Source organism: Marinobacter denitrificans, assembly GCF_008795955.1.
Taxonomy (GTDB): domain Bacteria; phylum Pseudomonadota; class Gammaproteobacteria; order Pseudomonadales; family Oleiphilaceae; genus Marinobacter; species Marinobacter denitrificans.
Genome location: NZ_VMHN01000009.1, coordinates 1 through 21,560, shown reverse-complemented (window position 1 = coordinate 21,560; position 21,560 = coordinate 1). Strand labels below are relative to the sequence as shown.

Below are 21,560 nucleotides of genomic sequence, written 5' to 3'. Positions count from 1 at the left end.
TCGGATTAGGCGAAGCCGTAATCCGACAACACCGCCGAAAACGCTCAACCCAGTGTCGGATTACGCTTCGCTAATCCGACCTACCCGTTTAAGAAGGATATTGTTATGTCTGACGCCGTGATTGTCTCTACCGCCCGCACCGGCCTGGGTAAATCCTACCGTGGCGCCTTGAACAACACCCACTCCGTGGATCTTGCCGGCCATGTGATCCAGCATGCGGTGCAGCGTGCGGGTATTGATCCATCCATTGTGGAAGACGTCATCCTCGGCGCCACCTTCCACGAAGGCGCTCAGGGCAAGAACATCGCTCGCCTGGCGGCGATTCGGGCCGGTCTGCCGGTGACAACCGCTGGCCTGTCCATCAACCGGTTCTGCAGCTCTGGCCTTCAGTCCATCGCCATTGCTGCCCAGCGGGTGGTGTCGGAGAAGGTGCCAGCCATGGTGGCTGGTGGTGTCGAATCCATTTCCATGGTGCAGAACGAGAAGCTCAACAGCTTCCACGCCACCAACGACTGGTTGATGAAGAACAAGCCCGAGCTGTATCTGGCGATGATCGAGACCGCCGACATTGTGGCCCAGCGTTATGGCATCAGCCGTGAAGTCCAGGACGAGTACGCGCTGATTTCGCAACAGCGCACCGCGGCGGCTCAGGAAGCCGGTAAGTTCGACGATGAGATTGTCCCTTTCGACGCCAACATGATGGTGAAGGACAAGGAAACTGGAGACATCAGCTATAAGGACGTCACCCTGACGCGGGACGAGTGCAATCGCCCCAACACCACGCTGGAAGGCCTCCAGGGCCTGAATCCGGTGCGTGGGGACAATCAGTTCGTCACTGCCGGTAACGCGTCCCAGCTGTCTGATGGCGCGTCCGTATGTACCGTGATGAACTCCACCTACGCCGAGAAGCACAACATCGAACCCATGGGCATCTTCCGTGGTTTCGCGGTGGCTGGTTGCGAGCCGGACGAAATGGGTATTGGCCCGGTTTTCGCCATCCCGCGCCTGCTGGAGCGTAACGGCCTGACCATGGACGACATCGACCTGTGGGAACTGAACGAGGCCTTTGCATCCCAGGTAGTCTACTGCCGTGATCGTCTGGGAATTCCCATGGAGAAACTGAACGTGAATGGGGGCTCCATCTCCATTGGCCATCCATACGGCGTCACCGGTTCCCGCCTTACAGGCCATGCCCTGATCGAAGGCAAACGCCGCGGCGCCAAATACGTTGTCGTGACGATGTGCATCGGCGGAGGCCAGGGCGCTGCCGGTCTGTTTGAAGTGGTTTAAGCCGGTATAACCGTGCAGTCAGGCCGGTCATGGGGTGGGAGTGCCTTTTCTGACGGGACAAAGGTGTCTGAGCGCAGCGAGTTCTTTTCCCAAAAGAAAAGGCACTCCCACCCCAGGGCCAGACTCCCACCCAGCAGGCTACCGTGTTCATTCATGCCAAGGGTAACAAGGCTATGCACCAAAAAATCATCAACACCCAGGACCTGACATTCCAGTTGTTCGAACTCCACGAAGTCGAACAGACCCTGGGCTATGAACGCTACTCCGAGCACAACCGCGAAACCCTGCAGGCAGCGCTGGACCTGTCGCTGAAAGTAGCCGCTGAAGAATTCGCACCCCACGCCCGCCTGGTTGACGAAGAGGAACCAAGGTTCGAGAACGGCCAAGTGGTAATGCGCCCGGAAGTTAAGAAAGCCCTGGATGTCTTGCGGGACACTGGCCTGATGGCCGCCGGCCAGGACTTTGAACGTGGCGGCATGCAGCTGCCCGCCGCCGTGGCCCAGATGTGTGTGGGTATGCTCAAGGGCGCGAATGTTGGCACCCAGGGCTACGCCGGGCTGACCATTGCGGCGGCGAATCTGATCATGGCCCAGGGCAGCGAGCATCAGCAGAAAAAATACGCCGAGCCAATGATGGCTGGCCGGTTCTTCGGCACCATGTGCCTGACCGAGCCCCATGCCGGTTCGTCCCTGGGAGACCTGCGCACCCGCGCAGAGCCGCAGGATGACGGCAGCTACCGCCTCTTCGGCAACAAGATTTTCATATCCGCCGGCGACCACGAGCTGAGCGACAACATCATCCACATGGTGCTCGCCCGCTTGCCGGATGCCCCTCCCGGGGTGAAAGGCATTTCCCTGTTTATCGTCCCCAAAATCCTGGTTAATGAAGACGGCGTTCTTGGCGAACGCAACGATGTGGCGCTCGCCGGCCTGATCCACAAGATGGGCTACCGCGGCACCACCTCCACCATGCTCAACTTTGGTGAGAAGGACGGTGCCGTGGGTTACCTGGTGGGTGAACCCAACAATGGCCTGGCGGCGATGTTCCACATGATGAACGAAGCCCGCATTGGCGTCGGCCTGGGCTCGGTTATGCTGGGTTATACCGGCTATCTGCACGCGCTGGACTATGCCCGTGATCGCAAACAGGGGCGCCCGGTGGGGGAGAAAGACCCCAATACGCCACAACTCCCGCTGGTACGCCACGCCGATATCCGCCGTATGCTGCTGAACCAGAAAGCCTACGTGGAAGGCGGCCTGGCCCTGTGCCTGCAGGGCGCCATGCTGGTGGACGAGAAGAAACACGCTGCCACCGAAAACCAGCGCAAGCTGGCCGCCGGCCTGCTGGATCTGCTGACGCCCATCATCAAGTCCTGGCCCTCCCAGTTCTGTCTGGAAGCCAACAGCCTGGCCATCCAGGTGCACGGCGGCTATGGCTACACCCGGGAATATCCGGTGGAGCAGTTCTACCGCGACAACCGCCTCAACCCCATCCACGAAGGCACCCACGGCATCCAGGGCATCGACCTGCTGGGCCGCAAGGTTTCAATGGCCGGGGGCAAGTTCTACCGGGAGCTGATGGACCGGATTAATGCCACCATCGCCGAAGCCCGCGGGAATGAACGACTGGCAACCTGCGCCGACCAACTGGACCGTGCAGTGAAGGCCATGGCCGAAGCCACGGATGCGACCAACGCTGAGAAGGCCAACGGCAACGTTGAAAAAGCGCTCGCCAACGCTTCGCTTTATCTGGAAGCGTTTGGCCACACCGTTGTCGGCTGGCTCTGGCTGCGACAGGCCATCAGGGCTATTGCCGGGCTGGAGGGCCAGGGAGAGCAGTCCGCGGAATTTTACGAGGGCAAGGTGAAAGCCTGTGAGTATTTTGCCAGGTACGAGTTGCCGAAAGTGGTCAGCCTGGCTGAGTTGGTGGGTGCTGTGGATACCACGGTGTTGGGTATGAAGGATTCTGAATTTTAGGAGCTAAAAAGAATGGATAGGAAAGCCAAAGCTGTCGTCTGCCGCGAATGGGGCCAGCCCGTTCAGGTCGAAACCATCACCGTGGAAGGTCCCAAAAGGGATGAAATCACCATCAGGATCGGCGCCTGCGGTGTCTGCCATAGCGACCAGTCCGCCACCACCGGTAAAATCCCCTACCCCGCGCCGCTGGTTCTGGGCCACGAAGCCGCCGGCGTTGTCATTGAAGTGGGCGAGGGTGTCACTGCCTTCAAGGAAGGCGACCACGTAGTCAGCTCTTTCATCTCCATGTGCGGCAAATGCCGGCAATGCGTCCGCGGCCGCCCCGTACTCTGTGAGAACGCCCGCAAAGCCATGTTCACTTTGCCTGATGGCACCGTTCGGACCAAAGGCGCGGGTGGCGAGGACCTCAATGTGTTTGGCGCCTGCGGCGTGATGGCGGAATACGCCACTATGCACGTGGACAACTGCGTCAAAGTGGATGAGTCCGTCCCCATGCAGAACGCAGCCCTGGTAGGCTGCGCTGTGATGACCGGCGTTGGGGCCGTGTTTAACACCGCTAAGGTCGAGCCCGGTTCTCGCACGGCTGTGTTCGGGATTGGCGGCGTGGGCCTGAATGCCATCCAGGGTTGTCTCGCCGCCGGCGCTGAAATGATCGTTGCCGTGGACAACAATGAGAAAAAACTGGAAATGGCCCGGGAGTTCGGGGCCACCCACACCGTTAATATCAACGAGGTGGATGACGGCGCCAGGGCGGTGAAAAAGCTCACCGGCGGCGTCGATTACGCCTTCGAATGCGTCGGCGTCGGCGCGGTGGTCGAGCAGGCCTATAAGTGCCTCGGCCCCGGGGGCACCGCAGTGGTTGTGGGCGTTTCGGACCCGAAAGACAAGACTTCAATCACCACCCTGACCCTGCCCGCGGATGAGAAAACCCTCAAGGGCAGCTGGCTGGGTTCAGCCCGACCCCAATACGACTTTCCCCGTATCCTGGGGCTGTACAAGGTGGGCAAGCTCAAGCTTGATGAACTTGTTACCCGCACCTACCACATTGATGACGCACCGCAGGCATTCGATGATATGTTGGCTGGCAAGAACGCCCGTGGCGTGATTGTGTTCGACTGATTCAGGAGCAGAACCATGAAAGATCTCAGCAGGAACTATATTAACGGCCAGTGGCAGGACTGGGGTGGCGACAACATTGATGTCCATGAGGCCGCCACAGGGGACGTGATTGCCAGGGTCCCCGCCTCCGGCCGTGAGGAAATGGAGCAGGCTATTACTGCTGCCCATGCAGCTTTCGAGAGCTGGTCTGAGAGCACCCTGGAAAAGCGACTTCATGTGCTGGAACAACTCCACGCCGGCCTGAAAGAGCGGGCACCGGAAATTGCCGAAACCGTGTGCCGGGAAGTGGGCATGCCGATCAAACTGGCCACCGGGATTCAGGCGGGGCTTCCTGCCACCATCACCAAAAGCTATCTGAAGCTTTTGGCGGACTTCCCGTTCAGCGAGCAGGTGGGCAATTCCGAGGTGCAATACACACCGGTCGGAGTGGTGGGTTGCATCACCCCCTGGAATTACCCGTTGCACCAGGTGATCCTCAAGGTGGTTCCGGCCATTGCCGCCGGTTGCACAGTAGTGCTCAAACCATCCGAAATCGCCCCCCAGAGCGCCTACATACTGGCGGAGATCCTGGACCAGACAGATCTGCCCAAGGGCGTCTTTAACCTGGTCTGTGGCGAAGGCCAAACCGTGGGCGACACCCTGATCAAACATCCCGCCGTCAACATGGTGTCCTTCACCGGCTCCACCCGTACGGGCAGCCTGATTGCCCACGCCGCTGCGGATGACTTCAAGCGTTTTGCCCTGGAAATGGGTGGCAAGTCCGCATCGGTCATCCTGGCGGATGCCGACCTGGCCAAAGCGGTGAAGGGAACGGTTAATAATTGCCTGCTGAACTCCGGCCAGACGTGCACAGCTCTGACCCGCATGCTGGTGCCCGCAGACAAGCACGACGAAGCCTGCGAACTGGCCGCTGCAGCAGTGGCGAAAATGACCCCGGGCAACCCGCTGGAAGAAACCACACGATTGGGCCCGCTGGCCTCCGCACAACAGCGTGACAAAGTGGTCGACTACATCAAACTCGGCATCACGGAAGGCGCAACCCTGGTTGCCGGCGGCCCTGAAGCGCCGGAAGGCTGCGAGAAGGGGTACTTCGTCAGGGCCACGGTATTCGGCAACGTCAAACCCGACAGCCGCATCGCCCAAGAGGAAATCTTCGGCCCGGTCTTGTGCGTGATCCCTTACGAGGATGAAGCCGAGGCCATCGAAATTGCCAACGGCACGGCCTATGGTCTGTCAGGCGCCGTCTGGTCGGGTGACGATGCGCACGCCAGGAAAGTTGCCGGCAAACTGCGTACCGGTCAGGTATTCGTGAATGGTGGCGATTTCAATCCCTTGGCACCCTTTGGCGGGTTTGGGCATTCCGGAATAGGGCGTGAGTTTGGTAAATGGGGCCTGGAAGAGTTCCTGGAGGTACGGTCGCTGCAGTTGTAAAGGCCGGCGGAACCACTGAAGTCAGGTTCGGCCACGGGGTGGGGGTGCCTTTTCTGCCGGGAAAAAGATGTCTGAGCGAAGCGAGTTATTTTTCCCAGAAGAAAAGGCACCCCCGCCTCGGGGCCAGGCTCCAAAGCCTCAGGCTTTCCCCCCAAGCAGAATACGCACCGCAATGCAGGCGTCCTCCAGCTCCTCATCGCGGGGCTGGCGGCCGTTGATGATGTCGCTGTACAGGCAGGATTCGGCCAGCCGCACCATGAAATAGGACAGGCTGTCGACGTTCAGGGGCGGATTGATATGCCCGCAGGCTATCTGGTCACGAAGGGTGCGGGTATTGGCCTCGACAGCGCGGCTGTGAATCGTGGACTGGGACGAGGTCAGTATCTTAAGCGCGTATTCCGGATCTTCATGGATAAAGCGCCGCAGAGGTTCGGAGTGCAAGAGGGTGGAGTTAATGTACCGGTAGACACCCACCACGAAATCCACGCCTTGCCCCGGCGTTGCGCTGAGCGCTTCGAGCCGCAGCGGCTCGTAGAGTGACCAGAGCACTTCCCCCAGCAATAAATCCTTGTTGCCAACCCAGCGGAACAGCGTAGCCCTTCCGATATTCAGCTCGGCCGACAGCGAGGCCAGGTGAATGCGCTCGCCTTTCAGCCACATGCTGCGTGCTCGCCGGAACGCGTCGGCAGGTGTTGCCCTCGTTGTTCTTTCTGTCACTGCAACCTCGTATCGGAGTTCGATTTTATTCTAACGACAAAACAGCAAACCCGCTATGAAGACCAGAAGCTCCGGGCTGCCCCAGCCTACCCCGGAATATCTGTCCTGGGAAATTACACGTTATGCTGAGATGACCCGTGGGCCAAAAGCTCCAATGCCGGCGTGATACATTTGTGAACTTTCCGCTCTACACTGATACCAACAGAATGTGATTCCTGCGAATTGCCCGGGGCCGGAAACCTATGACACGAAACGTACTCGTTGTTGAGGACAACCCCGGCATCGGCGAATTGGTGCGTATGCATGTGTCCGATCTGGGCATGAATGCCATTGTGTGTGAGCGGGGCGACACCGGGCTTGAGCGATTCCGGCAGGGAGACATTGACCTGGTAATTCTCGACCTGATGTTGCCCGGTATGGATGGGCTCTCGGTATGCCGCGAGATCCGCTCCGGGGCGGGCTATGTGCCGGTGCTGATGTTGACGGCAAAAAGCACCGAACTGGACCGGGTTCTGGGGCTGGAAATGGGTGCCGACGATTACCTCACCAAGCCCTTCAGCGTTGCAGAGCTGTCGGCACGGGTAAAAGCCCTGTTCCGGCGAGTGGATGCCATGGCCGCCACGCCGCCTACCTCCGAGGAGAGTGGTGGTGAGTTGCAGACCGATGGGTTGCGAATCGACCCGTCGCGGCGCCGGGCGTTTGTGCGGGATCAGGAAGTGGAACTGACGGCCCGGGAGTTCGACCTGCTCTGGCACTTTGCCAGCCATCCGGGCCGGGTGTTCAGCCGCGTCCAGCTGCTGGACAAGGTCTGGGGCTACAATCACGAAGGCTACGAACACACAGTCAACACCCACATCAACCGGTTGCGCGGCAAGATTGAAAAAGACCCGGCCCGGCCGGAGTTCATCGAGACCGTGTGGGGGGTAGGTTATCGTTTCCGGGACTGATTCATGGTGAAGACCCTCTACACCCGGCTGGCCCTGGGGCTGTTCCTGCTGTTATTGGCGGTGGGCCTGCTGTACACCTTTATCAGCCTTTACTCCCTGAGGGAGTACAACGCGTCAGTGAACCAGGAGTTACACCGGGACCTGGCGAGGAACCTGGTGGCCGACAGGAACCTGGTGAGTGAGGGTGAACTGGATCGCAGCGCGCTGAAAGAGCTCTTCGCACTGTATATGACGATCAACCCCAGCATCGAAATCTACCTGCTTGACCTTGATGGCACTATCCTCTCCTACTCGGCGGATCCGGCAAGAATCAAGCGCAAGCAGGTCTCGCTGGAGCCCATCCGGCGGCTGATGGACGACATGAACCGTTACCCTGTCCTGGGCGACGACCCTCGGAGCCACGACCGACAAAAAGTATTTTCCGTGACCCCGGTGCCATCAGCAGACAATCCGGAAGGTTATCTGTACGTGGTACTGCGGGGCGAGGAGTACGATGCCGCGGAAACCATGGCCCGCAGTGGCCAGTTGCTGGAACTGAGTGCCTGGGCCCTGCTGGTCAGCCTTGCGGTGGTGATGCTCGCCGGGCTGGCGGTGTTTCGGCTGCTGACCCGCAGGCTGACTTGGCTAACCCGACTGGTGGAGAACTTCGAGCATAGCGACATGCGTCATCAACCTGCGACCACCTGGCGAGACAGGCGCCCGGTGGTGCGGGACGAAATCGACTACCTCGGCGCCACCTTTGATGACATGGCCGCCCGGATTGCTTCCCAGATTGAACAACTGACAGAAAAGGATGCCCAGCGTCGCCAACTGGTGGCCCAGGTATCCCATGACCTGCGCACCCCCCTCGCTTCTATGCAGGGCTACATTGAAAGCCTGAAACTGCGGCGGGATCGGCTCAGCCCGGAGGAGCAGGACCGGTTTCTCGACATCGCCCTCAAGGAGGGCCGACGCCTGAGCCGCCTGGTAGACGAGCTGTTTGAACTTGCAGCCCTGGAAGCCCGGGAAAAACAACCCGTGCCCGAGCCATTTCCGCTGGCGGAACTGGTGCACGATGTGGTCCAGAAGCATGGGCCGGAGGCCCGCAACCGGCAGCTTGAACTTGCAGTGGGCGGCAATCCCGAACAGCCGTTGGCCTATGCCGACCTGGCCATGACCGAGCGGGTACTGGATAACCTGATTGGCAACGCCATTGCCTATAGCCCCGCCGGGGGACGCATCGAGGTGGTTCTCCGGCAAGGGGCTGGGCTGCCGGAAGTCTGCGTGCGGGATAGCGGCCCGGGAATTCCGGAGCGGGACCTGCCCCATATTTTTGATCCGTTCTACCGTGGCGAATCCTCAGACGGGTCGGGCGGCCACGCCGGTCTCGGGTTAGCCATTGCCCGCCGGATCATGACAATGCAGGGCGGCGATATCCGTGTTGAGAACGGAGCCGCCGGGGGCGCATGCTTCTGTATAAGGCTTCCGGTCAGGTGATTAACCTGTACCGATCGCATCCATAATGATCTCTCCGGCGTTATACAAACGTAATAAACTGGAGAAGGTGCTGTGACGAATCCAGCGCAAACTGGTCACAGTATCCAAAGGGCAAGAGGTTAAGGTTATGAAACGGTATCTGTTACTGATCTCGATGGCGGTTACCATCGCACTGGCCGGGTTCCAGGTTGGTGCCTCCGGGGAGACCGATTCAAAATACGCTCCCGACAACCCCGATCTGGCGGTTGCTACCTTCGCTGGCGGGTGTTTCTGGTGCGTGGAAGAAGCTTATGAAGAAAAAGTGCCGGGGGTGGTAGAGGCGGTCTCCGGTTACAGCGGGGGTGATGAAGAAGATCCTTCCTATCAACAGGTTGCCGGAGGACGTACCGGGCATACCGAGGCGGTACAGGTCTACTACGATCCTGATGTGATCACCTACGAAGGGCTGCTACAGGCCCTGTGGCGTACCGCGAATCCCACCGATGTTAACGGCCAGTACGTTGACCGGGGCAAACAGTATCGGCCGGCCATCTTCTATCACAACGAAGAGCAGAAACGCGCGGCCGAAGCTTCGGTGAAGGCACTGGAAGAGTCGGGCCGCTATGACCATCCGGTGAAGATTGAAATCGTCCCCTTCGAAGCGTTTTACGACGCCGAGGAATACCACCAGGATTACTACAGCAAGAATCCGGTGCGGTATAAGATCTACACCTTCAACTCCGGGCGCTACCAGTTTATCGAAAAGGTCTGGGGCGAGGATGAAAAAGTGGATTATGCCCAGTATCGTCCGGAAGGACGTAATCAATCCGGCGAGGCCGATGGCAGCGAATCCGGCATGAGCCAGAACCAGGTTGAGGGCTTCAATCCGGAGACGTTTGAAAAACCGGATGACAAAACGCTGAAGGCAAGGCTGACAGAGGAGCAGTACTACGTTACCCAGGAAGACGGCACAGAGCCCGCCTTCAAGAACGAGTACTACGATGAGAAACGGCCAGGCCTTTATGTGGATGTTGTCTCCGGTGAGCCGCTGTTCTCATCCAGAGACAAGTATAAATCCAATACCGGCTGGCCCAGCTTCACCAAACCGATCAGCCCGGACATGGTGGTCGAGAAAGAAGACAACTCTTTCTTCATGAAACGAACCGAGATCCGCAGCAAATACGCGGACTCTCACCTCGGGCATGTGTTCAACGACGGTCCGGCCCCGACCGGCCTGCGCTACTGCATGAATTCCGCGGCGCTGGAGTTCATTCCGCTGGAGGAAATGAAAGCCCGGGGCTACGGCGCATTGATCAGTGAAGTGGAAGAAAACAGCCGTACCGCCTCGAACCAGTAAAGCTTCCGGTTACAACCAGAGATCCCCGATGGGGGTCTCTGGCGAAAAGTGATGCTGAACCTGGGCCATCAGTAATTCTGCGCTGGCCAGGGCGTCTACCAGGGCATTGTGGGGAGGGTAGTGCGGCAGGCCATACCTGAGCCGGCTATCCGGCAGGCGAATGGAGATGGGCTGTTGCCCCTTTAGTCTCTGCCACCAGTTGGGTTGCCTGCGTGGATGCAGATAGGACTCGATGGCCATGGTATCAACCACCGGAAAACGTATTTCCTGCCCAATCCGCCACTTCAGGGCGACATTCAGAAACGGCCTCTCAATACTGCGGTAGTGGACCACCGGAATGCGTCCGGCCAGGCTTTCAAGAACCTCATCAAGTACCTCGGACAGGTCCGGAGCCTTGTTGATATCGGTATGGGTGATGCCGTGTATCGTAATGGATGTCTGGTGCAGCGGCAGTTGCGGTTTCACCAGCCAGTGGCGGGAGCCCCCAAGGTGCACCCGGTCAATGGTGAATGGCACCACACCGATGCTGACAATCGAATGCTTGTTGGGATCCAGCCCGGTGGTTTCAAAGTCCAGACCCACGAATGGGACCTCTTTCAGGGGTGTGTCCGGAGCAACACAACCCGCTTCGTAGAACGCCTTCAGCCGCTTATCCGTGGCCTGTCTGGCAAGCTCACGAAATCGCTCAGGCCATGGCAGTTCCTCAACAGGAGTGTCGGTAGCCTTTGAGTCGTGTTCCTCAGACATTCCGGGCCACCTGGGCGTTATATCGGAATTTGAGGAACTTCTGGGCCTGACTGACCACCTGGAAGGCGTCTTTGAGGTGACTGCGCTCGAAGGGTGACAAATCCTCCGGCCGAACGTTGTTGTCCGGCTCGCGCCCGGCTTCGATGGCGAGGGCCTGGTGGCGAATCCGCACAATAGCGATGAATTCGAAGGCGTCCCGCAGGTTGTCCACCCCGTCTTCGGGAATCAGCTTGGTTCCCGCGATGGCCTTGAGTCGGTTGAAGGTATTCTGCGCCTTGGAGCCACAAGCCAGGGAATGCACCCGGATCAGGTCGGAGACAGGCGCCGTACCCCGACGCTTCAGATTGAACGTCTTGGCCTGCTTGCCACTCTCCTCCATTACAAAGGTACGGAAAAAACCCAGTGGTGGCGTGCGGTTAAGGGCATTACGCGCAAGCATCGCCAGAAACCGCTGGCTGTTGCTGGCCTTCTGGGCGATGAAGGTTTTGAGCTCTTCAGTGAACTCGATCTGGCCGTGGATGCCGTCCAGATCGAAGAAAATATTGCTGTTGAGCAATGCTTCGGCCTTGGGATTCTCGGTCCAGTCCGCAAAATACTCTTTCCACACCCGCAGGGGCTGGCGCCATTTCTGATTGGTGGCCATGATATCCCCGGTGCAGTAGCTGTAACCACATTCCGCCAGGCCGTCACTGACAAACTTCGCCAGGGCCAGAAAGTATTCATCGTGTTGCGTGGGGTCGAAGCTGTCGTCCAGAACCATGGCGTTATCCTGGTCGGTCACCACCAGTTGTTCGTCCCGGGCCATGGACCCCAGAGCCATGAAGCAGTAGGGCACCGGTGGCGGTCCCAGTTTCTCCTCGCCCAGCTCCAACAGTCGCTGACTGAAACTGCGGCCAATACCGGCCATGGCACTGCCGATCATATGGGAGTTGGCATCTTCATGGACCATACGGACAAAGGTGCTGGGCACTTCTTTACTAAGGCGTTTCAGGCCTTCTACATCCTGTTGCTGATAGATGTTACTGACCAGGTAGAGGCTGCTCTGGGACTCGTGCTTGACGATATCGGACAGCGCGATGACTCCGCGGATGGTGTCGCCCTCCATCACCGGCAGATGGTGCACATTGTTGTGGAGCATGGTCAGCATGGCTTCGAAAATGAAGGCATTGGAGTTGGTGGTGATCAGGCTGTCGGTCATGATGTCACTGATCGGTGTTTCCGACGGCAGGGCCTCACTGAGTGCACGGGTACGGAGGTCGCGGTCCGTTATGATGCCGGAAAGCTTGGACCCGTCACCGCTCTCGTCCATGAGAAGCAACGCTGAAACCCCCTCCTCGGTCATGATTCGGGCCGCTTCCTGCAAGCGAACGCTGATCGGGGCAGTCACCGGCTCCCGGGAAATCAGTCGGGTTACCCGGGCGGTCATGGGCTGACTGGATCTACGTCGACGGGACAGCGCAGAGCGCAGGCGGGAGCGGTCTTCAACTTCCACGAAATCGGTGAAGTTGTCGTCGGTTTTCCACAAATATTGGAAAATCTCGTCCGGGATCAGGTAGATCAGGGAGTCTTCAATAGCCTTCACCGGGAAGCGCACCGTTTTGCTCATCAGCAGGCCATACTGGCCGAAAATCTCGCCTTCACCCAGGCGGTTGTAGAGTTCGCCGGTGCGGCGGTACATCTCGACAGCGCCACTGCGTATGTAATGCAGGTAGCCGTTGCGCTCGCCGAACTTGAGGATGTCGGAACCTGCGCGGAAATACGCAATCTCGATTCCTGAGACGATTTTGTCGAGAGTCTCCTCGGGCATATCATCAAACGGCGCGTGCTGGGCCAGATGGTTGCGTATTTCGATGAGCTCTGCCTGCATTACTCGCTTCCTTTTCGCGCCGCTCCGGCGGGGAGAATTCAACACGCAATATAGCAGTGGCGCTGTTTTACGGCCATGATGAGAGGTAAGACGTTAGCTGTACGGGAAGAAGGATTGTTTGTGGCTGGTATTTGTACGCTTGTTCTGGGGGGTATCCGCTCCGGTAAAACCGCACTGGCTGAACGGGTCGCCCGCGATTCAGGGGAGCCGGTGGTGTACCTGGCCACCGCAACGGTTGGCGATGACGAAATGGCCCTGCGGGTGGCGCGCCACCAGCGAAGCCGGCCATCGGAATGGGGCCTGGTGGAAGCACCGGTAAAACTCGCTGCTGTGCTGGATGAGCATTGCAGCAGGCCGCAACCGCCCTTAATGCTGATCGACTGCATGAGCCTGTGGGTCAGCAACCTGCTGTTTGCCGGTGATGACGCATTCACCCGCGAACGGGCTGCCTTCCTGCAGGCTTTGAGGGATTATCCTGGCCAGGTGGTGGTTGTCAGCAATGAAGTGGGCCTGGGCACCATCGGGATGGACCCGCTCACCCGCCGCTTCTGTGACGAACTGGGCTGGCTCAACCAGGACCTTGCCGCAAGCTGCGACCGGGTGCTGATGAGCGTGGCCGGGCTGCCGCAGACGTTAAAAGGCTGAGTGACTGCCGTGACTCTGCAGGCAGCTGAGCACCCCGTGCCCGGATTCGTCTATCCGGATGCGGCTGCGGCAGGCGTAAGGCACAGCGATGGCGGAGAAGGAGCGTTCCAGGGGGATGCCCATCACCTCTGCCAGAATCATGCGTATCACTCCTCCGTGACACACCACCAGTACCCGTTTGCCAGCGGCTTCCCTTTGCCAGTGTTGCCAGGCCGCGGTGACCCGTCGGCTGAATTCGGTGATGGCCTCGCCTCCGGGGGGCGGATTGTTCAACGGGTCATTCCAGAAACGGTTAAGTGCGTCCGGAGTGTGAGCCATGATGTCAGCAGAGGTTCTGCCTTCCCAGTCGCCAAAACCAATTTCCCGTAACTGTGGTTCTTCATGGACCGGCAATTGCCGCTGCTCGGCCAGTTGCCGGGCAAAGGCCTGGCAGCGCATAAGTGGCGAGGTGACGATAAGGTCCCAGTGGTCACCTTCTATTATCGCAGCATTGAGCTGCTGCCAGCCGGTATCGCTCAGCGGGTCGTCCAGGCTGCCCCGGAACATGGGCCCGCCCGTGGGTTCTCCGTGGCGTAGCAGATCGAAGACGGTAGTGATGTTGTGGTCCACCATTATGGTTCCCGGCGCTCGGCCTCATCCCTGTCGGTCACACCCGCATCCGCGAAGCTGGCCATCCGGTTGTGGAGTTCGCAGGCCGCCCGAAGCAGGGGGACCGCTACCGCGGCGCCGCTGCCTTCACCCAGCCGCATACCTAGGTCCAGCAAGGGTCTGGCGTCGAGCGCCTGCAGTACGGACTGGTGCCCCGGTTCAGCGGACTGATGGGCGAATACAAGCCAGTGCCAGACTTCCGGCTGCTGGCGAACGGCCACCAGGGCGGCGACCGAAACAATAAACCCGTCCACCAGCACAGGAATGCCGCGGGAAGCGCAGCCCAGTATTGCCCCGGTCAGCGCAGCAATCTCAAACCCGCCAAGGGAGGTCAGCGTTGCAAAAGGGTCGGTGTTACTGCCGTGACGTTTCAGCGCGCGGCTCACCACCGCGCTTTTATGGGAAACACCGGCGGCGTCGAGGCCGGTGCCGGGGCCAACCAGCTGTTCCGGGGGGAGGTTGAGCAGGGCGCAGGCCAGGGCAGCGGCGCTGGTGGTGTTGCCGATACCCATGTCGCCGCCGATGAACAGCCGACATCCCGAGGTCGCCGCCCGCTCCGCCGCCGCATCGCCACTGGTCAGTGCGGCACAGGCCTGGGCTTCCGTCATTGCCTCCGTCACTGCCAGGTTGGCGGTAGCCGGTGCAATCGGTTCATTCCGCACACCCGGGAGAACCGGCACCTCGCCGACCGTGCCCAGGTTGACCACTTCCAGTGACGCCTCCAGATATCTGGCCATCACACTGATGGCCGCGCCGCCGCTGGCGAAATTGGCGATCATCTGCGCCGTGACTTCCTGTGGAAACGCGGATATGCCCTCTTCACATACGCCGTGGTCACCTGCGAAGACGGTAATCCGCACCGGATCTATTGTCGGATGTTCCGTCCCTTGCAAGCCGGCCAGTCGAATGGCGATTTGTTCCAGCTGACCCAAGGAACCCGGTGGCTTGGTCAGTACCTGCTGGCGTTCTGTGGCCCGCGAGGCAGCTTGTGAATCGGGTGTGGGAAGTGATTGGTTCCAGCTTGGGGGCAAAGATGGCATGGTGGATTCCTGGCCGGTGAAAACATGGAATGGTCTACCCGGTCCGAAACAGTGTCAAGAATGACGACCACTCGGTTAGACTGCCAGACCTTTTCGCCACTCTGATTCCGCCTGGTCCAAGAGATACTTCTGATTTGAACGTTTTCATTTGCTCCGTGTTCGTATGTCTCGCTGCCGTATTAATGGACCGCTGGCTGGGCGAGCCGCGTCGTTGGCACCCGCTTGTGGGGTTCGGGCGTATGGCGGCCGTCGTGGAGAAGCGGTTGAATCGCTCGCCGGCGCACAGCGGGCGATCCATAGCATCCGGACTGCTGGGGCTTTTGGTCCTGGTTCTACCCGTACTGGTGGCTGCAGAACTGCTGCGATCGGTGTTGGCTGGCTGGGTTTTTCTTCTGCTTGAGATCATTGTGCTGTACCTCACCCTGTCAATTCGCGGGCTGACAGAACATGGGCGTGCGGTCTCGGATGCGTTGCACCGGGGTGACCTGGCAGGCGCGCGAGAGCAGGTGGGCCAGATTGTCAGCCGCAGGGCAGGAGAGCTGGATGAACATGGCGTGGCAACGGCGGCAACGGAATCAATGCTGGAGAACGGTGCTGACGCTGTGTTTGCCAGTCTGTTCTGGTTTCTTGTGGCGGGTGTCCCCGGGGTGTTGCTGCACCGGATGGTGAATACCCTTGATGCCATGTGGGGCTATCGCAACGAACGCTACCTGTATTTCGGGCGGGTTGCCGCAAGGCTGGACGACATCATGAACTGGCTGCCGGCCCGGCTGACGGCGCTTACCTATGCCTTACTGGGAAATACACGCCTGGCCTGGCGTTGCTGGCGAACTCAGGCGCCGCATTGGGACAGCCCCAATGCCGGGCCCGTGATGGCGGCTGGCGCCGGCGCCCTGGGAGTGTCGTTGGGTGGCCCGGCACCCTATGCCTCCGGTATCCGGCGGCGGCCGGTGCTTGGGTCCGGCCCGGCAGCCTGTGCCGAGACTGTCGATGAAGCCATTGGCCTGGTGCGTCGAGGAGTATGGCTCTGGCTGGGCGCAATGGGGCTGGTGGCCGCTGTGGGTATCTTCGTGTGCGCTGCCGTACAGACCGCCTGAGACGGCTGGCCTATTCTGATAGAGCGCAGAATCCATAGGAGGCGTACAGCCACACATGCCCGAGACGTTGCCCCCCGCTAACAGCGCCACTGTTTTCGCTGACTTTTCATTCGAAGACATGGCGAAGATTACCCTTGATGCCATTGGTGATGCCGTATTGGTGGTTGATCCGAAGGGACGCCTGATCTATCTCAACAGGGTGGCTGAAAAGCTGACGGGCTGGTGCCGTGAAGAGGCGCTAGGGCGGCCGGTGGAGCAGATCTTTTTCATATTCGACGGTATTACCCGGGAGCGTGCAAAGAGCCCGGCACAGCGGGCTATCAGGGAAGGGCGAACAGTTGAACTTGCTCTGGGTAGCGTACTCGTTCGGCGTGACGGTTCCGATATGGCGATTGAGGATTCAGCAGCCCCCATCCGGAACAGTCTGGGGGAGATAGCCGGCGCGGTGATTGTCTTCCACGACGCCAGACAATCCGGTGCCGCGCTGGAAAAGATGCACCACCTGGCCCAGCACGATTTCCTGACCGGTCTGCCCAACCGGATGCTGCTGATGGAACGGCTGACCCAGGCCATCGGTATGGCCAAACGTCATGGCAAACAGCTTGCCCTGCTATTCCTGGACCTGGATTATTTCAAACAGATCAACGATTCCTATGGCCATGGCGTGGGCGATCATTTGTTGCAGGAAGTGGCCGCGGAGGTTGAGGCTTGTGTGCGTGGCACCGACACCGTAAGCCGCCATGGGGGTGATGAGTTCGTTATCCTGTTGACCGAAATCGAAGAGCGACAGGATGCCATCCGTGTCGCCGACAAATTACTGGCACAATTTGCATTGCCACGCATGATCGATGGTTACGAACTCCAGGTTAATCTGAGCATTGGTATCAGCGTGTACCCTGAAAACGGAGCGGATGCCGAAACCCTGATGCATAACGCAGACACCGCCATGTACACCACCAAGGGTAACGGCAAAAACAGTTACCAGTTCTTTGAGCCCATGCACTAGCTGCCAGCCAGGCCCAGCAACAGTATCAGTTCGGCAAATACCACGCTGGCCCCCAGCGTGTCGCCGGTGTAGCCACCCAGTTGCTGGCGCAGATATAGCCCCCACACCAGAGCCGTGCCCAGTGTAGCTACTATACTCCACAGCAGGATCCCGCCCTGAAAACCTGTCAGTAACAGCGTTGCCACGAGGGTGAAAACTGCCGCGATGGCCAGCCGGGCATTCGAGAAATCATCTGCCACCGGCTTGCTCTTGCTTTTATCCGGGTCCGTCACATAGGGCAGGTGGCCCATGATCAGCAGTGGCGCAAGGCGGGCCACCATGGGGGCCAGAAGTAGCGCGAGCCACACCGGTTGCGCTTCTGCCAGCAAAGCGACCTTCAGCCCCAGCGCCACCAACAGTGCCACCGTGCCGTAGGTGCCGATACGGCTGTCCTTCATGATCCGCAGCCTGGCTTCCACGGAATACCCACCCCCCAGCGCATCCAGACTGTCTGCCAGTCCATCTTCGTGAAACGCCCCGGTAATCCAGAGATGGAACCCGGTGACCAGTACAAGGCACACCAGAGGGCTCCAGAAATTCGTGAGCGTGACATACAACGCCGCATAGATGGTCCCGAGTATCAGCCCCACAAGCGGAAAATAAACACTGCACTGGTTCATCAGCCGCGGCGAGTAGTCTATCCGTACCAGCATGGGAATGCGGGTGAGGAACCCGATGGCCAGCCAGAGAGCCTGCCACTCTCTGCGGATGATAGGTTTCATATTGTCCAATGGCTTGCCCTGTTATTGAGGATCACGTTGGTTGCCCGGCCAGTCTAGCATTATAGGTGTTCGTGGCCGCCAGAGGCGGGAGCCAGGTGGATGGTCGTCCAGTGGACTCCTGATGCCGCGCTCATGGGTGCCAATGACATGGGTGTATATCTGCGTGGTGCTTATGTCGTTGTGGCCCATTAACTCCTGAATACTGCGAATATCCGTCCCACGCCGTAGCAAGTTGGTGGCAAAACTGTGACGAAAGGTGTGGCAACTGGCCTTCTTGTGAATGCCCGCTTCACTGATTGCAGCCTGAACCGAGCGCCTGACCTGCTGTTCACCAATATGATGCCGGCGACGAACACCCGAACGGGGATCGATGGCCAGGCGCTGGGCGGGAAATACATACTGCCACCCGGGGCTGCGGGCGGCGCCAGGGAACTTCTTTGACAGCGCATTGGGTAAATAGACTTCTCCGAAGCCATCCTGCAGATCCTGCTGGTGGAGAGCCAGCGCAAACTCAATCTGGGTTTTCAGTGCGTCGCAGACCGAAGAAGGAAGAATCGTACGCCGCCACTTATCGCCTTTGGTTTCCCGCACAAACAGACAGGGCTCGGAAAATTCCACATCCTGAACACGAAGCCGGGCGGCCTCCATCACTCGTAAACCGGAGCCATACATAAGACTGGCAACCAACCGATGCGTACCGCGCATGTGGCCCAATACCGACATTGCTTCGTCATGGGTGAAAACGGTGGGCAGTTTGCGACCCCGGGATGTCTGGGCGAATTGCAGCTCGCCTAACTCCTTGCCCAGAAACTGGTGGTACATAAACACCACCGCATTCAATGCAGTTTTCTGCGTGTTCACTGCAACATTACGATTGTTCGCCAGATGACTCAGCCACTGATTCACTTCCACCGACCCCATGGATTCCGGATGGCGTTTATTATGAAAGCGGATAAATTCCCGTACCCACAGGCAGTAGGTTTTCTCCGTGCGGTATGCCAGGTGCCTGGTGCGAATAAATGCACGGAAACGATCCATAAAACGGGTAGGGTTGGAGGGAAGTGGGCTTGGTATATCGTCCATGAGTACAAAACCTTGATGCTGTATATGCATACAGTTTATTTGGTGAGTTGCCCTTCGGCAACTGGAAAAATGGTCGTAGCGACCATGATCTGGGTAGGAGGTGGACAGGTTACTATTTTTGACGATAAATCATTTGGTTGGAAAATTCTGCAAAAATGGGATAGTTGTCGTCGAGACCGTTTTTACTTGGAGAGAAGTTCGGAGCAATAATCGGAACTTATTGACCTGCCGGGATTTTTTGCCTAGTTTTGGTGAACGTTCAAATTTAGATATGAGACACTGGGAAAGTGGTCGTGGTGACTCATATACAAATGTTAAAGGCCTTACTCCGGTGTTCTTTGGCTTGGTGTTGGGGCGCGGTTTCAGTGGTGGCAGGCGGACAAAAAGCAGCCCTCAGTCTGGCAACGGTTTTGGCGGCTAATTTAGTGTTCAGGTCGCGGGGCCATCCGGCGCATTCGCTGGGGCAGTTCTCTCATTCGGTGCTCTGGTTCCTGGCGCCATAGGTCAAGTTGGTACAAGGTATCGGGAGTCGGCATTCTGCATTGGGTGCCAAAATAAATAACCGGGTAACCGGCATTTAACCAGTCGCTGCAGTACGCGGCCGATGGCCGCCGGACGGCCTTTCCATTGCGGCTTCGCCTTCATTCCAAGGCCGCCGCTGAGCTCAGCGTTAATTTGCCAAGGAGTGGTATGGGTATCGACTTCAAAGTAAACGAACCTGTCAGTACAGACCAATTTATTGGCTTACTGGAAAGTTCCACTCTTGGAGAACGTCGGCCGATTCAGGATCGTGCTTGCATGGAAGGGATGGTTGCCAACTCCAACCTAATCGTAAGCGCTTGGGACGGGTCTGCGCTTGTCGGCATCGCCCGTAGCGTCACTGACTTTCACTATGCGTGTTATCTATCGGATTTGGCTGTTCATAAGAATTACCAAAAGTCCGGCCTCGGTAAACGGATGCAGTCCATCACTCAGGAACAACTCGGCCCCCGGTGCAAGCTGATACTCATCTCAGCACCCGCAGCCAATTCGTACTATGGTCCAATTGGGTACACGCACAATGACCGTTGCTGGGTCTTGGAGCCGGGAGTAACCATTGGCAATTAACAATTCGCACCAGTACGCGGCCTGCGGCCGCCGGACGCCCTTGACAGGGCGCCGCTGTGCTCCGCGTTAAATTCGGGGGAGCCTATGCAAGACACTGGTTCGGGGTTCGTCAGCACGATGGAGTCGCTTGCTCAAGCTTTCGTTGTAGCTTCAGTGTTGTGGATACTTTTTCTGATTGTGGCTTGGCCCTTCATCACAGTGTCGAGACTTGTTTTCTACGTGGCTTCCCTTGGAGTCATCAAACCGACCTATCGAGACTCCCTTGAGCACCAGGGGATAGTTGGTTTGGCATTTCTCATTTTTGTGCCGCTTCTCTTCTACGTGCACATCGTTTACGGGGCAAGGCTCTATGGCAGCCTCCACCGGACGCCCTAGTCGGGCGCCGCTTATCATCGGCGTTAGGCAAACGTCATGATGAAATGGATCGCTGCTCTTTTGCTGTCTACTCCTACCATTGCATTAGCAGAGACTGAGCTGGAGTTTCACCTGTGTTCGCCCTATGTGGAGAAATCAGCATTAGGGGAACAGACAGATTTTGGCTGGCCTGTTTTCGTCAAGTTGACAGAAATTGGTGCCTCGAGATTTGAGACGTTCACGGCAGAAAACAGCGGTAGAATGAGCCGCATTGTTGTCGGTGGTCGCGAGTTTTTGAAGGCGACAATGTGGGCGCCAATTTCTGGTGGAAACTTAAAGGGGACATTCAGTTCCCAGGAAGTTGCAACGGCATGGCAGCGAGCTCTGGCAGACAAATTACCAGCAGTTCCGTGCGGTGCGAGGAACTGAAAAATGCCTAACCAAGTGTTCCAGTTCGTTCCGGCCCTGGCGGCCCTCCACCGGACAGCCTTGTCACCGCTTCGCTCTGCCAAGGCTGCCGCTGAACAACGGCGTTATGTGAGTTATGGTCCCTGATATCCGAGTGGGAAAAATCGGCGTAGTCCTCGCCGGAGAGAATATTGGCTGGCAGATAAGGGTTGAGGATGACTCTGTAAATACTGGTGGCTACTTGGTTCTTACTTCTCGCGACTTTACAGACCCACATGCTGAAGCCTTTGATGATTGGGTAGAAGACGAAGGAGCGCTGCAAGAATATTTCAGGGAGTCAGGCTGGGTGGTGAAATGGCATTGACTCTGAGTGTGCACATAACCCATATGAGCCTTCTCGGGATCAATAGGCAATAGTCATTTTTTTGGCCGCGCCAGCGGCCAACTTAAACCCATGAGCGAGAACGCCTGCTTCGCTAGTCTCGTGGGGCTGTCAGGCACTCAC

20 protein-coding genes are annotated in these 21,560 nt (G+C 58.4%); 13 read left to right on the top strand and 7 right to left on the bottom strand.

Features of this window, described 5'->3' with window-relative positions; translation table 11 throughout:
• Positions 1-105: 105 nt before the first annotated feature.
• The 4 genes from FO268_RS18670 (at position 106) to FO268_RS18655 (ending at position 5,816) form a co-directional block, all read left to right on the top strand.
• On the top strand, positions 106-1,290 hold the full coding sequence (locus tag FO268_RS18670; protein WP_150994733.1) for an acetyl-CoA C-acyltransferase: 1,185 nt from the start codon (positions 106-108) through the stop codon (positions 1,288-1,290).
• A 173-nt stretch (positions 1,291-1,463) separates the two neighbouring features.
• Positions 1,464-3,266, top strand: coding sequence for an acyl-CoA dehydrogenase (locus tag FO268_RS18665; protein WP_150994732.1), 1,803 nt, complete (start codon positions 1,464-1,466; stop codon positions 3,264-3,266).
• A gap of 12 nt (positions 3,267-3,278) precedes the next feature.
• Positions 3,279-4,385, top strand: a complete 1,107-nt coding sequence (locus FO268_RS18660; RefSeq protein ID WP_150994731.1) for a zinc-binding dehydrogenase — start codon at positions 3,279-3,281, stop codon at positions 4,383-4,385.
• A 15-nt stretch (positions 4,386-4,400) separates the two neighbouring features.
• A complete protein-coding gene (locus tag FO268_RS18655; protein WP_150994730.1) occupies positions 4,401-5,816 on the top strand; it encodes an aldehyde dehydrogenase family protein in 1,416 nt (471 codons plus the stop codon).
• Between the two features lie 138 nt (positions 5,817-5,954).
• On the opposite strand, the gene FO268_RS18650 is transcribed toward FO268_RS18655, so the two are convergent.
• Positions 5,955-6,533: a QsdR family transcriptional regulator gene (locus tag FO268_RS18650; RefSeq protein WP_150994729.1), complete on the bottom strand. Its 579-nt coding sequence runs from the start codon at positions 6,531-6,533 to the stop codon at positions 5,955-5,957.
• A gap of 242 nt (positions 6,534-6,775) precedes the next feature.
• Here FO268_RS18650 and FO268_RS18645 point away from each other — a divergent pair, with 242 nt between their 5' ends.
• From FO268_RS18645 to msrB, 3 genes are all read left to right on the top strand, one after another.
• Positions 6,776-7,480, top strand: coding sequence for a response regulator transcription factor (locus tag FO268_RS18645; protein WP_150994728.1), 705 nt, complete (start codon positions 6,776-6,778; stop codon positions 7,478-7,480).
• A 3-nt stretch (positions 7,481-7,483) separates the two neighbouring features.
• Positions 7,484-8,956 carry a sensor histidine kinase gene (locus tag FO268_RS18640; RefSeq protein ID WP_150994727.1) on the top strand — a complete coding sequence of 491 codons (1,473 nt, stop codon included), beginning with the start codon at positions 7,484-7,486 and terminating at the stop codon, positions 8,954-8,956.
• Positions 8,957-9,083: 127 nt separating this feature from the next.
• Positions 9,084-10,292 (top strand): peptide-methionine (R)-S-oxide reductase MsrB, encoded by a 1,209-nt coding sequence (msrB, locus tag FO268_RS18635; protein WP_150994726.1) that lies wholly within the window; start codon positions 9,084-9,086, stop codon positions 10,290-10,292.
• A gap of 9 nt (positions 10,293-10,301) precedes the next feature.
• Here msrB and FO268_RS18630 read toward each other — a convergent pair whose 3' ends face one another.
• A complete protein-coding gene (locus FO268_RS18630) occupies positions 10,302-11,039 on the bottom strand; it encodes a 3'-5' exonuclease (protein ID WP_150994725.1) in 738 nt (245 codons plus the stop codon).
• On the bottom strand, positions 11,032-12,906 hold the full coding sequence (locus tag FO268_RS18625; RefSeq protein ID WP_150994724.1) for a putative nucleotidyltransferase substrate binding domain-containing protein: 1,875 nt from the start codon (positions 12,904-12,906) through the stop codon (positions 11,032-11,034). Before FO268_RS18625 ends, FO268_RS18630 begins: the two co-directional genes overlap by 8 nt.
• A gap of 129 nt (positions 12,907-13,035) precedes the next feature.
• Here FO268_RS18625 and cobU point away from each other — a divergent pair, with 129 nt between their 5' ends.
• A complete protein-coding gene (cobU, locus tag FO268_RS18620; protein WP_150994886.1) occupies positions 13,036-13,551 on the top strand; it encodes a bifunctional adenosylcobinamide kinase/adenosylcobinamide-phosphate guanylyltransferase in 516 nt (171 codons plus the stop codon).
• Here cobU and FO268_RS18615 read toward each other — a convergent pair.
• Both FO268_RS18615 and cobT read right to left on the bottom strand, forming a co-directional pair.
• Positions 13,540-14,163 (bottom strand): histidine phosphatase family protein, encoded by a 624-nt coding sequence (locus FO268_RS18615; protein WP_150994723.1) that lies wholly within the window; start codon positions 14,161-14,163, stop codon positions 13,540-13,542. The two genes, cobU and FO268_RS18615, sit on opposite strands and share 12 nt — an antisense overlap.
• Positions 14,163-15,239, bottom strand: a complete 1,077-nt coding sequence (cobT, locus tag FO268_RS18610; protein ID WP_150994722.1) for a nicotinate-nucleotide--dimethylbenzimidazole phosphoribosyltransferase — start codon at positions 15,237-15,239, stop codon at positions 14,163-14,165. Before cobT ends, FO268_RS18615 begins: the two co-directional genes overlap by 1 nt.
• Positions 15,240-15,385: 146 nt before the next feature.
• Between cobT and cbiB the strand changes: the two genes are divergently transcribed.
• Positions 15,386-16,336, top strand: coding sequence for an adenosylcobinamide-phosphate synthase CbiB (gene cbiB, locus FO268_RS18605; protein WP_404802934.1), 951 nt, complete (start codon positions 15,386-15,388; stop codon positions 16,334-16,336).
• A 55-nt stretch (positions 16,337-16,391) separates the two neighbouring features.
• The gene (locus tag FO268_RS23295; protein ID WP_150994720.1) at positions 16,392-17,342 is read left to right on the top strand and encodes a diguanylate cyclase domain-containing protein; all 951 of its coding nucleotides are present in this window, start codon (positions 16,392-16,394) and stop codon (positions 17,340-17,342) included.
• Here the strand turns inward: FO268_RS23295 and cobS are convergent.
• Together cobS and FO268_RS18590 are read right to left on the bottom strand one after the other, a co-directional pair.
• Entirely contained in the window at positions 17,339-18,103 is a 765-nt protein-coding gene (cobS, locus tag FO268_RS18595) for an adenosylcobinamide-GDP ribazoletransferase (protein ID WP_150994719.1), read from the bottom strand. The two genes, FO268_RS23295 and cobS, sit on opposite strands and share 4 nt — an antisense overlap.
• Positions 18,104-18,124: 21 nt before the next feature.
• Positions 18,125-19,186, bottom strand: a complete 1,062-nt coding sequence (locus FO268_RS18590; RefSeq protein WP_150994718.1) for an integron integrase — start codon at positions 19,184-19,186, stop codon at positions 18,125-18,127.
• Positions 19,187-19,876: 690 nt separating this feature from the next.
• On the opposite strand from FO268_RS18590, the gene FO268_RS23355 reads away from it, so the two are divergent.
• The 3 genes from FO268_RS23355 (at position 19,877) to FO268_RS18575 (ending at position 21,419) form a co-directional block, all read left to right on the top strand.
• On the top strand, positions 19,877-20,293 hold the full coding sequence (locus FO268_RS23355; protein WP_150994717.1) for a GNAT family N-acetyltransferase: 417 nt from the start codon (positions 19,877-19,879) through the stop codon (positions 20,291-20,293).
• 411 nt (positions 20,294-20,704) lie between these two features.
• Positions 20,705-21,076 (top strand): hypothetical protein, encoded by a 372-nt coding sequence (locus tag FO268_RS18580; protein WP_150994716.1) that lies wholly within the window; start codon positions 20,705-20,707, stop codon positions 21,074-21,076.
• Positions 21,077-21,191: 115 nt separating this feature from the next.
• Positions 21,192-21,419, top strand: a complete 228-nt coding sequence (locus FO268_RS18575; protein ID WP_150994715.1) for a hypothetical protein — start codon at positions 21,192-21,194, stop codon at positions 21,417-21,419.
• The last annotated feature ends 141 nt before the right edge of the window (positions 21,420-21,560 follow it).